The 12,636-nt window shown below is 43.1% G+C and carries 12 protein-coding genes; 5 read left to right on the forward strand and 7 right to left on the reverse strand.

Features of this window, described 5'->3' with window-relative positions:
• The first annotated feature begins 599 nt into the window (after positions 1–599).
• Both MAS10914_RS34355 and MAS10914_RS0118295 read left to right on the forward strand, forming a co-directional pair.
• Entirely contained in the window at positions 600–773 is a 174-nt protein-coding gene (locus MAS10914_RS34355) for a response regulator (protein WP_017317398.1), read from the forward strand.
• 185 nt (positions 774–958) lie between these two features.
• Positions 959–2,143: a serine/threonine protein kinase gene (locus tag MAS10914_RS0118295; protein ID WP_026082645.1), complete on the forward strand. Its 1,185-nt coding sequence runs from the start codon at positions 959–961 to the stop codon at positions 2,141–2,143.
• Positions 2,144–2,373: 230 nt separating this feature from the next.
• Here the strand turns inward: MAS10914_RS0118295 and msrA are convergent, their stop codons facing one another.
• Positions 2,374–3,036, reverse strand: coding sequence for a peptide-methionine (S)-S-oxide reductase MsrA (msrA, locus tag MAS10914_RS0118300; protein WP_017317399.1), 663 nt, complete (start codon positions 3,034–3,036; stop codon positions 2,374–2,376).
• Positions 3,037–3,210: 174 nt separating this feature from the next.
• Entirely contained in the window at positions 3,211–5,538 is a 2,328-nt protein-coding gene (locus tag MAS10914_RS0118305) for a hypothetical protein (RefSeq protein ID WP_017317400.1), read from the reverse strand.
• A 79-nt stretch (positions 5,539–5,617) separates the two neighbouring features.
• Here MAS10914_RS0118305 and MAS10914_RS0118310 point away from each other — a divergent pair, with 79 nt between their 5' ends.
• From MAS10914_RS0118310 to MAS10914_RS0118325, 3 genes are all read left to right on the forward strand, one after another.
• On the forward strand, positions 5,618–6,952 hold the full coding sequence (locus MAS10914_RS0118310; RefSeq protein WP_198014984.1) for a proton extrusion protein PcxA: 1,335 nt from the start codon (positions 5,618–5,620) through the stop codon (positions 6,950–6,952).
• Positions 6,953–7,086: 134 nt separating this feature from the next.
• Positions 7,087–8,388: a murein transglycosylase A gene (mltA, locus tag MAS10914_RS0118315; protein ID WP_017317402.1), complete on the forward strand. Its 1,302-nt coding sequence runs from the start codon at positions 7,087–7,089 to the stop codon at positions 8,386–8,388.
• Between the two features lie 612 nt (positions 8,389–9,000).
• Complete coding sequence (locus MAS10914_RS0118325; RefSeq protein WP_026082646.1) at positions 9,001–9,453, forward strand: PIN domain-containing protein; 453 nt, start codon at positions 9,001–9,003, stop codon at positions 9,451–9,453.
• Positions 9,454–9,674: 221 nt separating this feature from the next.
• Here the strand turns inward: MAS10914_RS0118325 and MAS10914_RS0118330 are convergent, their stop codons facing one another.
• From MAS10914_RS0118330 to MAS10914_RS32185, 5 genes are all read right to left on the reverse strand, one after another.
• A complete protein-coding gene (locus tag MAS10914_RS0118330) occupies positions 9,675–10,241 on the reverse strand; it encodes a hypothetical protein (protein WP_232224187.1) in 567 nt (188 codons plus the stop codon).
• Between the two features lie 245 nt (positions 10,242–10,486).
• On the reverse strand, positions 10,487–10,858 hold the full coding sequence (locus MAS10914_RS0118335; RefSeq protein ID WP_017317406.1) for a hypothetical protein: 372 nt from the start codon (positions 10,856–10,858) through the stop codon (positions 10,487–10,489).
• Positions 10,859–10,876: 18 nt separating this feature from the next.
• Positions 10,877–11,257: a hypothetical protein gene (locus tag MAS10914_RS0118340; RefSeq protein WP_017317407.1), complete on the reverse strand. Its 381-nt coding sequence runs from the start codon at positions 11,255–11,257 to the stop codon at positions 10,877–10,879.
• Between the two features lie 292 nt (positions 11,258–11,549).
• Positions 11,550–11,888, reverse strand: a complete 339-nt coding sequence (locus MAS10914_RS0118345; protein WP_017317408.1) for a hypothetical protein — start codon at positions 11,886–11,888, stop codon at positions 11,550–11,552.
• A 115-nt stretch (positions 11,889–12,003) separates the two neighbouring features.
• Positions 12,004–12,366 carry a hypothetical protein gene (locus MAS10914_RS32185; protein WP_017317409.1) on the reverse strand — a complete coding sequence of 121 codons (363 nt, stop codon included), beginning with the start codon at positions 12,364–12,366 and terminating at the stop codon, positions 12,004–12,006.
• Positions 12,367–12,636: the final 270 nt, after the last annotated feature.

Here is a 12,636-nt window from a genome sequence, read left to right on the forward strand (position 1 = left end):
GATAAAATACCCCAAGTTCATCACGCAATCGCATATATAAATTACCTTTGGGAAACGCGGCTTTGGCTACACGTACCGTTTCATTGGGAACAGGAGGAATTTTTTCCGGATGTAAGCACATATACTGCCTCCAAAGGTATTTCTTCTAGTTTATTGATAATTGAGGCAGCTAAGTTCATTTTTTGTTACCGTGTATTACATGGTGGAGTGTAGCTCTCTTTATCATGTAATACACCGTAAACTCTCCGTTTTTATGTTAAGTAATATTTCGCCAACGGTATCCCAATCTTGCCTAACCCTAACTTTTTTGGTGGCAAGTATATTCTACTACACCAAGGTATTGCGAAGCCATGTTTTTTATTGGTCGCAATTCATCTCACCCTTAAGGCGAAGCCTGTAACGGGAGATGAATTGCGACATCCAAGATAGATGCCCTTACTTAATTTTTCTTGTTTAATTCATGTCATAATAGTAGTTGGGAATTATTAGCAATATTTGCTACACTAAAGTCAACGCGACGTGACTCCTCAACGCAGCACAATCATCGTATCATTAACTCCTGACCTCAACAAATTTATCGTCTCACTGGTATAGTCAAGGTGGAGAAAGGAGGAAAGACCCCAGCAGCCGCAGTTACCGCCTATGCTCGTTTTGAGGACAGAATTCGTGCCTTGCGCTTTGGGTATCAAATGCACATTGCCAAGCCTGTTGAGCCAGCAGAGCTGATTGCGGTCATAGCGTCCCTTGCAGGTCGTCACGACTCTCACTTTTAGAGCCATCTAAGATTTCTTAGGTCACTAACAGGAGTAACTGTCAGGAAGCAGTTATTCTGGCGTTATTCAGCAGTAGGGGAAAAATCGTAAACAGCAGCCTAACACTATTGATTAACTCCTGCTACCACTCTTAGAAAGTTCTAGCTAGATTAGAGACATCAGGCTGGTGATGAAGCAGGTGCTAGATGCTGCAAGCAGAACAATTGTTACAAAATCGTTACCAACTCCAACGCCTACTTGGTAACAATGGAATTCGCCAAACTTGGTTAGCATTGGATTTACAAGCTCCTGATGCACAAAACAAGCAAGTTGTGGTCAAACTTCTTGCTTTTGGCGGTACAGTACAGTGGGATGACCTCAAACTTTTTGAACGGGAAGTACAAATTCTCCAACAGCTTGATCATCCCCGTATTCCCAAATATATTGATTATTTTTGTATCGATGACCGGACACTCTGGTTTGGCTTAGTGCAAGAATATCTACCTGGTGAGTCTCTTAAGGAATTGCTAGCTCTTGGGAAAAGATTTACGGAAAAGCAAGCGCGGAAAATCGCTGTTGAAGTTTTAAATATTCTCACAGATTTACATGAGTTAAATCCACAGGTACTGCATCGGGATATCAAGCCGAGTAATTTAATCTGGGGTGAAGATGATAGCATTTATTTAGTTGATTTTGGCGCAGTTCAAGATAAAGCGGCAAGGGAGGGAGTCACCTTCACTGTGGTGGGAACTTATGGTTATGCGCCAATGGAACAATTTGGTGGGAGAGCAGTTGCGGCATCGGATCTCTACGCACTAGGAGCCAGTTTGATTCATCTATTAACTGGTGTCTCGCCCTCTGATTTGCCTCAGCGCGATTTGCGAATTCAGTTTACTGACCGAGTTAGCCTCAGTCCCAGTTTTGTCTCCTGGTTGCAAAAGATGACTGAACCAGCGCCAGAGCAAAGGTTTACCACAGCGCACCAAGCGCTCATTTCTCTCAAGTCTGGTCTTACTGTCAAAAAGCAAGAGTGGCGACTACAAGAATTCAACAATAATTCTGGCTGCGGTATAAATAATGCAACAGAAGAAGTCCCCGAGGAAATTAAAGGGTGGAATTGGGGAGCATTTCTGTTACCTTGGTTGTGGTTGTGGACTAATCAAGTGTGGGTTGGCTTGTTCTGTTTTGTACCGCAAGTTGGTTGGATAACGACCATTGCACTTGGTGCTAAAGGCAATGAATGGGCTTGGAAAAGTAGACGTTGGCGCAACATTCAACACTTTAAAGAGCATCAAAGAGGTTGGGCGATCGCCGGAATTTTGATTGGCGCACCCATTAGTATTATGTTGTGGTTTGCTGCTATTGGTTTGCTTTTCCGTGTATTTATTTAAAAATAACGACTGTGTAGAGACGCGCTCTCATGAAAGCGTCTCTACATTAGACTTCTTGCATTGATTCCAAAAAAAAGAATAATTAACCACAGATGGACAAGGCAGTGCGTTGCGGAGCCAGCCGCGTGGGCGGGTTTCCCGACTTGAGCGGACTGGCGTGAGGTTCCCTCCGTTGTAGCAACTGCCGTACAGATGGACACAGATGGAATCTACTGATGCAAGAGGTTTATTCATTGATCCCTGACAGCAATTCCTACAGGACAAGCAACGTTTGTCCCCCCTAACCCACAATAGCCATTAGGGTTTTTCGCAAGATACTGCTGATGGTATTCCTCGGCGTAATAAAATTCAGGAGCATCGAGAATTTCAGTACTAATCTCGCCATAACCTGCGGCGCTTAAGGCTGGCTGATAGGTCTCCCGCGATGCTTCTGCTTGCTTCCTTTGATTTTCAGAATATACGTAAATTCCTGAACGGTACTGAGTGCCCACGTCGTTACCCTGACGCATTCCTTGGGTGGGGTTGTGGTTTTCCCAGAAGACTTTGAGTAATTCCGAGTAACTTATGATCTTCGGGTTAAAAACGACTCGTACCACTTCATTATGACCTGTACGTCCGCTACATACTTCTTTATAGGTGGGGTTGGGCGTTATTCCTGCCGCGTAACCCACTGCTGTGCTGTAGACTCCTTCTAGTTGCCAGAATTTGCGTTCTGCACCCCAAAAGCAACCCATACCAAACATTGCCATTTCCATACCTTCTGGAAACGGGGCGTTGAGCCGATTACCGTTGACATAGTGACGCTCTGGTACTGGCATTTTTTTTGCCTGTCCTGGCAAAGCTTCTTCAGGAGTGGGCAGGGTGAGTTTTTTACCAAATCCAAATAGTACCATTGATTTTTACTCTAGGTTTTTATGAAATGTCCTTTACCTTACTTAACATTCTAAATATTTTGAAGGCTTTTTGACCTGGCACTGTCAACTTCCAGCACAAAAAATCTTTTCAGCCGTCAGCCCTAACTCTGGGAAAATTTGTGACTCAACCCGGTCTGAGTTTCCATCTATCGGCTAAACCCCAGCAGGCTCAGGAACACCCGAGACACATGCATGTACTAAAGGTAACAGCGGACCAAGTTGCTCTTGCCCATTGACAGCTAAATCGCTGTGACACAGATAGACTCTCTCAGACACGCGGGCAAGCAAATCTGCGAGAATCCTTTGCAGTCGTTGTTTTTCTGCCAATTGTTCATCTTCTACAGTCCAAGGTTCGCCCAGTCTTTCTTGAAGAAAGAATGGTGCACCAAACAAAGTCGCCGCACCGCCTTTTGCCCATAAAGGCGAACCAGCATCTAGCCAAAACTGCCAACGGTGCGATCGCCTACTGGAGCGGTACTGAAAGATGGTAGCCAATGTGACAGCATTTGATTGGGGTCCTATAGAACTTACGGGGAAAGGGTTAGCGGTAATAGTGCCACGCCGCAGCAGTTGTATGAACTCGGCAATTGTTTCACGGGATGATATGGAGACATTTCCTGTGGGTGCGTCGGAGGGTCTTTGCGTCCCTATGTCACCAGATGTGTGGGTTTGCCGCAATCTAGTATCTATTTCCCAGTAGTGCTGGGCAGTTTCCAGTAGTTCCCGTAGTGCTGCCAATTGGTCATAAGGGAGATTGCTGCCATTCCACACAAAGCGCTGAATTGCCCTGTCTAAAAGAGAAATAGGACTGGGAATCAAACGCATCTCCTGCTGCGCTTTCTGCTCCTCCAACCACTGTAATATTTCACTATAACCCGTGGTAGCTGCATATCCAAGTCTATCCCAACGGTCAAACGCCGTTACAGGCAGTAAATTTGGCTGATCTGGATGCGGTACAAAGCAGTAATCTGCTATCAATCCCGCTCTAACGGGGTCAATGTAGGGAGAGGAGGAAGTGGAGGAAGATGGGGAAGTGGAGGAAGTATTTTCTCCCCCGACTCCAGAAACTTCCCGACTCAACACAACCAACATCTCTGCTACAGCATCTCGATCAACTAAGCGTCCTAAGCCGGGATAAACGAAGGTAAGGACGGTGAGCAATCCTCTGATGATAGGCGAACTAATCAACGGGCGTTGGTTGTTGAGAGGCTCTACTGGGATATTTTGTTTGGTGAGAATTTCTGTCAGGGTGTAACGGGCTAGGGCATCCAAACCTGGTGCAATGACCACCACTTCGTTTGGCTGTACTTGACCAACTTTTACAGCTTTAACAATCACCTCTGCCGTTTGCCGTAATAATTGGGCGCGGGAGGTGGTTTGAATTGACTGCACTGCCTCTGGTAAGCTTAACGCGAACATCTGTTCTGTGATCAGATCTAGCATTGGTGTTACTAAGCTATCTGCAAGGCATGAAAGGGGAGGCTGAGTTAAGGTTTCTTGCTGGCAACGTGCTGATAATTCTTCCAAGTAGTTGGGGTCAGATCCGAGTCCCAAACGTACCACACTATCAGGATTGTAGCTAAACGCCGCCACTGCACCGCTATCTAGGAGCAACTCAAACAGGTGACGCGCTATGGCAGGGTAATCTTGCACGTCATCCGCTAGCACCGCTTGATACCGTTTTGTGAGCTGTTGCTGGTAAATTGGGTCTGGTAACAGGTATTTGCCGTAAAGTTCGGTAATAATCCCGTATGTCAGGAATCCCCTCTCCAGACACCAGTTACGCCAATCTACTAGCAAAGACGCTATGAATTCAGGTTCCAGGTTTGTACTATTGTCGTGCTGTGCTATGGCACTTACCAAAACTTTGTCAATTTTTTCACAAGCTGTACCACTGTAAGCCCCCAGTTGTAGCAAATCCAATATGCGACGTACCAAGCGGTACTCATTCTGTCCCGAAGTTCTAAGCCTCTGTTCACGAGGAGCTTCTGCTAACGGCGCAAGCCCTTCCGCGTCTACAGAGTTCTGTCCAGCACGATGCAAAGTCCCTTCGTCCAACTGAGAACGCCAAAGTTTGGTTGCTAGTTCCTGTTCAGTTTCTGGGTGCAGTCGTACTGGAAATTGCGCCTTCAACTTTAACGACTCAATGAGCAAGGGCCAAAATAAAATAACTTCATCCTGAATAAAACCCAAAGGAGTCTTACAACGGACTGGATATTTTCCCTCAGTTGCTGTAACAATCCTATCCGCCAAATTGCGGCGATTTTCATCATTTGCAGCCAAAACTAAGACCCCTGGTTCTGTTTGATGAAGATACAGACGTTTTAGTAGACTATCGCTATTTTTTCGCCCTCGGCTTTTCGTATAATATATTTCTTTAGTGCGAGTTTGACTCAATACCCATTTACAAAACTGCTTCACCAAGCGAGCAGTCTTACCGCTGCGGCTAGGTCCTGTTATCCAAACGGAATCAGAATTCACGGGAGCATCTCCTCGGAGATTTATTAAGAGACTTCGTACGTTAACTTATGCTTAAGAGTTATAAAACAATGCTGGATTATTGCCTACAATGATTAGTTCTGTTTTTCGTCAAAAAATATACCCTTTTTTACTAGCATCTTACCAATGGTACTTAAGGACATCAGAGCGTTCTCTCTATGAAGCTTACAAAGCAGCATTGCATATTAAGGCAATAGAAGACGAACATTTTAATGGTAAAAAAATAGACTTTGACTCAGCTAACTATAGCCGCAGTGTCATGGATTATTTTGAGTCAGACCTTAAAAAGCAATTAAAAATTATCCGGATGCGGCTAACAGAGTTTAAAATCAGCCGTTTTTTTCTAAACGAATCTAATCAAAAAGCGGCAAATGAATTGGGTATAGAGTATCCACAGCTTTCCTTGGTTTTAGAAAGACTCAAATTCATTGATGAAGTCATAGCAAAATACACTAAATCCGACGAATTTTCTTTCAAGAATCCAATAGCTCAAGACAATAGTTTAACAATAGTACAACCCGCAACCAATCAAGAATTAAAACAACAAAATTTCCCAACTCAGAAATTAGATAATCAAACACCCAAAAGTAAAGCAAATACAACAGGGGTAGTACCTCGTTCGATTTTCAATACCCTGACTCGTCTACAAGTTGAGTTAGACCCCAACGCAGAACAAGACGTTGTTAGAAATTTCCGGAAAACACAAAGGAGAACAATCATATCTGTCAGATTTCTCCTTCTGCTCATTATAGTTCCTATTCTAACTCACCAATTGTCAAAAACTCTGGTCGTTGGACCGATTGTTGACCGTTATTTTAGTAGACATTCTGAAGAAGCTACCTTTTTCCTCAATTATGAAATGGAAGAAGAAGCACTTTCAGAACTACAAAAATTTGAAGAGAGAATAAAGTTTAAAAACTTGCTTAATAGTACCTCACCACTATCTTTTGAGGAGATGGAAAATCAGATAAAAAGAAAAGCTCATGAGATTGCTGAAGAATTTCGTGGTGCTAGTTCTAATGCTATCAAAAACGTTTTTGCAGATATTTTGTCTGTTGTTAGTTTCACCTGGCTTTTACTGATTAGCAAGCGAGAAATTGCAGTCCTAAAAGACTTCTTTGACCATGTGGTCTACGGTCTGAGTGACAGTGCTAAGGCATTTATTATCATTTTGTTCACCGATGTTTTTGTGGGTTTCCACTCTCCTCATGGTTGGGAAGTCATTTTAGATGGCATTTCGCGCCATTGGGGATTACCAGCAAATCACGATTTCATCTTCCTATTTATTGCCACATTCCCAGTGATTTTAGATACTATCTTCAAATACTGGATATTCCGTTACTTAAATCGCATATCGCCTTCTGCTGTTGCTACATATCGCAACATGAATGAGTGATGGAATTGGTTAGTGGTTGGAGCGTAGAAGGTAGGGGCGCAAGGCTGCGGCGTCCTTGCAGAGTTAGGATGTAGAAAAAATTGCTCACCACACCCTAAACAATCACCCCATACCCAACAATTAACCACCAATACATGAGAAAAACACTTGCAGCCATCACCATCAGCCTACCCATAGCTCTGGCAATTGTGTTAGTAGCTATACAACCTTTGGGGCATTTAGCACTTAGTGCGTCGGAGTGTAGGGTGATCAAGTGGGAATTACCACTCTCCTCTCAAACCCAGTTACAGGATGCAGCTGTTCAACAGCAAACAGCGCAACCTCCACTGATACCCATCCAAAAGTCACCGTTTCCTTGTTGTGAGGGTGATAGTTCTTGTGTCGATAACCAATTATGGGGCGAAAACGGTCAACCACCAGACAAAAAGGCTTTGTTGATGGCTGTCGATAGGAGTTTGCAATACTTGTTTTCCAACGATGCAGCAGCGGCGTATCAACGGTATCAGGTCGCAGGAATGACAGGCGATCATGTTATCAAAAGTTTGCAAAGATTCCGGGAACTGGTCTTAAAGTCCAAATCCGCCAATGAACTTAACACGGCGATCGCACGGGAATTTGTCTTTTATCAGTCTGTAGGAAGAGACAACAAAGGTTCGGTGTTGTTTACCGCCTACTATGAACCAGTTTATACTGCTAGTCGCGTTCCCACCGCAGAATACCGCTATCCTGTTTATCGCTTACCACCAGACATTGACTTATGGCAAAAACCTCATCCCACACGCTTGGAACTAGAAGGAGCGGATGGTTTACAAGCCTCAAAAAATCGGCTGCGGGGATTAGAGTTGTTTTGGTTTCGCGATCGCCTAGAACCATACTTAGCCCAAATTCAAGGTTCGGCGAAACTTCAACTTCCTGATGGAACTCAAACATCAATCGGCTATGCCGGTAATACCGCTTACAACTACAAGAGTATTGGGCGCGAACTAGCGAATGATGGTAAGTTACCGCTTGAGGGTTTGACTATGCCAATGATCCTCAACTATTTCCAGAAGTATCCACAACAGTTAAATGTCTATATTCCTCGCGATCCCAGCTTTGTGTTCTTTCAAGAAAATCACGGTGCGCCGGCACAAGGTTCTATCAGAGTCCCGCTCACAGCAGAACGTTCTATAGCAACAGATAAATCTCTTATGCCCCCTGGTGCTTTGGCGTTGATTCGCGCTCCCTTTCCCTTTTTTAATAAAATTACCGGAAAGATGGATCATCGTATTGTAAGTAGATATGTTCTTGACCAAGATACAGGCGGCGCGATTAAAGGCGCGGGGAGGGTGGATTATTTTCTAGGTTCTGGTAAGGTAGCAGGCGATCGCGCTGGTGTAACCGTCAGTTATGGGCAATTATATTATTTGTTACTTAAATCTCATAAAGAGCTATGACTTGAAAATGGTGACAGGGGAAGAAGAATTTTCATCCTTAAGGACAGGCAAGACGACTGCCCCACAAGATAAGTGGTAATTTAACGCATTCAATTGAGAAGCATTATAAAACTCGGCTTGCATGGGCTTTCTTCTATGCCTCTTCATAGAGAATTGGTATAAATATAAGAAAAAATCAGAATGTAAAAAGAGGTCTATTTTATTTTTTGTGACATATTCATGATATCTTTGAGGGTTTTGCTATTATTATAAGTCTCGGTTGTATGCACCTTTTAAGTTCGTGCAAATTAAAGATAGCTAAAATGATACGATAATAAGCTTGCTTAAATTTAGGGTACAAATGAGTTTGGTTATTGTTTGGAACTACAAAAATTTATTGGGCGTCATATGTATCTAGTGTTATTGACCCAACTAAATGCGGTTCATCTTTGCCAGACCACAGAGTGATGCCAAAGCTAGTTTACGTTTCCCAGGATTTGGTGTTTTAGAAATTATTGTGTGGAAATCAGAAATACTGTTCTTTCAGTTTGTATGTAATTGTGTTCCTAGCTAAGTGAGATTTAATACCGTATTTCTCACAATATATTTATAGGTTAATCACGGGGTTTGAAAGTGTTCAGGATACTAATTGATGCTGACTTAATATTAGAGGCGTTGATAAATCGTAACGGATGTATAGGCGATGTCAGTGAATTATTGGATAGAGTACATCCGTGGATTCAGATGTATGTCACAGATATTGGTTGGCAAAAAATATATACATATGCAAGCCGTTTGCGAAATACAAAAATTGCTGAGATAGTTGTTGATTGGTTGCAAGAAAAAATCCAAATTTGTACTGTAGATCAGACTATTCTTCAACAAGCACGATCATCACCTCTTAAGGATTTTGAATCTGCTGTAGAGCTAGTTTGTGCTGGCTATCAGGAACTAGATGCAATTGTCACTCACAACTATGATGATTTTGCCGAAGCACCAAATAAATTTTGGGTGTGGTCAGTCGCAGAATTGTGGGTGCGTGCGAATCTAGAAAGCCAACTACGTACAACTAGGTCTATTTCCTAGTCATTCAAAATTCAAAAGCCAAGATGAATAAAACTAGTATTGGCAAGTATGCAATCTGATAGCTGTATCTCAATTGAAAGAGTGTACAGTCTAGAACAAAGAGAACTAAATAGGTACTAATAAAGTTTAAGGAATTCCTTAAAAGGAGGGGCAGCAAACCTTTCACTTTTTTCTGCAACAGCGTTTAAATTCAGGCTTGCTACACAATTGACAAGATCACGCTAGCGTACGCTTACATCCATAGTATAGTTTAAAGCACCATTGCCACTGTTTTGTTGTGTGACATTAGCGCCAGGACCACTCAGTTCTACACTAACCGAAGATGATGGAGGACTATAACGGGCTGAAATTTCAACAGTATGTTCTCCAACTGACAGATAACGTGACAAATCAATCTTGACGTTTTTATCGTTATTGATCTGTTTGACAACATTACCGTTTACAGTAATCTCACCCGTCATTTGAGCACCTGAGGCATTAATGCTTAGAATGTGGGGTTGATTGAGATTAGCTGCATTCAGATTAAGAGAGCTTTTTTGGTATCCATATGAATCACCGGAACTAGAATGCTGGCTGGTAAAGGTTGAAGATCTGTTCATATCACTACTATTATCCGTATCTGACTGAACACTAACCGAAGAACTTTGGCTGCTTTGGTCCCCACTGCTATCTGACTGCTGAACAACAACGGAGGAACTTTGGCTACTGCGGACAAAGTTTTGTGCAAAAGCTGTCGTGATAGCTAGAAAAGCTAGGCAACCTGCAAAAATCAATAGTTTTCTCATCATGAAATAAGCAGATTTAGGTAATAGCAGGTACGCGATTAGCTTAACTCTATGGTTTGTGAAATTTCACCTACCTGCTGTTGGTAGGAAAAAGGAGTTAGGCGAGAAGAAAAATTTCAGTCGATGCCATCAACTCTACAAAAACTTGCGTAAGATGAAAAGCAGTCCCTAGCAATGAAGCCGAAGCTCCCGCCTGCTAGGGACTTCGGAAAGCTGAAAGTTTTGGTAAGCAGTCTCTTGAAACTATCTTATCTCGCAACAGATGGTTTGGTTACATGTACTGGAACATGTACTTTGACACCAATGTTTGGTCCACCAGAACGGCGAGTAGAAGAATCTCCGGAGACATTTTGTTCGCTGCGGCGGTATTGTTCGCATTTACCATCAGAGTTACACATTTGTGATGCTCTGCTACGAACCCTGCCACCTTGGCAATTTGGGTCAAAATTTTGACTGACTTCATTGGTTTGCGAACGCTCCCTTGAACGGTCAACCGCTACTTGTACACTAGTGTCAACAGCAACACACCCTGCCATTGCTGCAGGAGTTAAGGCAGGAATCAAAAAGGGAGATACAGCTGAAATGGAAAACAAGCTCAGGGAGAGTAATTTGAACTTCATGATAAAAACCTTGCTAAATTATCGACAAATTGTTGTGGTCATAGAACTGTAAGTGCGGTTATTTCCTGTGCCAGAGCTACTGTTGATAGTTCTTTGTTGGGTTACACTTCTCCCACGACATGACCGCACAGACCGTGTTGTTCGGGGGTATTTTAAATTGCGAAGACGTTGGATAGTACTTTGTGGAGCTCGCACTCGAGTGGATCTGCGATAGCGAGAGCGATAGGGATATGACGTATCATTATCATCATCATCTCTGTCAATTTTGATACCGTCGTAATCAGTAATTGTTACCCGACTCTCACCATGGTCGACATCAATTTCTGCTCTGGCAACTCCAACAGGTAATGCAATCAATACAGAGAGTATTAGTAATAAGATCGATTGTCTGGCAGGCATGGCTTAATTCCTCTCTTTGTAAAAAACGACCGATTTTACATAACAAGCTAAAAAATCGGTAAAACCTCCATTAACTCCTCACCTTAAATACACCACCACGGCACTGCTAACAGACATTTCTGTAAGCTGATCAGCATCTTGACATTGCTCAGTGAGGAAATGTTTTTGCTGATTCCCATGATCTAGCAACGTTCAACGGCTCAATTCGCTGTAACCTGCATCGATCATAGGATTGCAACAAATCAACTCTCTGGTTGAGGTAGAATGCAACACTCACAGCTTACCTAGAGGTTTACCTACAGTTGCGACGAGTTTCTTGACGCTGAGAGTTTTGTTGCTCAGCATTCTGGTCAACCAGACTACCATCAGCAGCATAACCATTTTGGTTTATCCGCTGATCGGCTCTTTGTGACCCATACTCCGATCTGCAACCGTTATAGTAAGGAGAACCAACTCTATCTCTTCTCTGAGAGCTTCTCTGTTTAGCACTTTGATTAACCTGACTACGATAACCTTCAGCAGTGCCACTTTGATTAATCTCTTGGCGAGTCGTTGATTGGGCAAAGGCAGTCGTTGGCAATACAATCAAAGCCGCAGCTAGTACACCTAAGGTGTGAAATTTTCTCACCATCTCTATTAAACCTCAGTAGTTGTGTGTTGTAGGAGTCAAAATGGCGTTGCTTAGTTAAGGAATAGATTAGCTACTCCTTTTGGTTGAGCAACGCCAGATGGCTTAATTTCAAGGATTAGCAACGACCACGACGAGCAGATTGAGATTGTCTGTTGGTGGAGTTGCTGTCTTGGTCAACCACAGAGCCGTATTCTGCAGCACCAGCTTGTCTTGTAGATTGAACAGAATCTTGGGCTTGGCTGGTACCACCACCGCAGTAACCGCCGCCGTAAGGAGTTCTACGACCACCTTGGTGGTTAGTTTGGTTCTGGTTGTTTCTGGTTCTGGAAGTTTGAATCACTGAGCTACCATCATAAGCAGCACCTTCTTGCACAGTTTCTTGCACGCTGCGCTGGTCTTGCTCACCTGCAAATGCCACATTGGGAACAATCATCAAACCAGCAGCTACCAAACCGAAAGCAATAGACTTGTTAAACATATTCTGAGACCTCGTGTTGTGTTGTATGTGGTTCAAAGTTGTCTGTTGTAGAAGTTAACATGACGTTGCTTAGTAAAGGAAGATATTAACTACTCCTTTTATTTGAGCAACGCCAGATGTCTTAATTAAGGATTAGCAACGACCACGACGAGCAGATTGAGATTGTCTGTTGGTGGAGTTGCTATCTTGGTCAACCACAGAGCCGTATTCTGCAACACCAGCTTGTCTTGTAGATTGAACAGAATCTTGGGCTTGGCTGGTACCACCACC

Source organism: Mastigocladopsis repens PCC 10914 (genome assembly GCF_000315565.1).
GTDB classification, from domain to species: Bacteria; Cyanobacteriota; Cyanobacteriia; order Cyanobacteriales; family Nostocaceae; genus Mastigocladopsis; species Mastigocladopsis repens.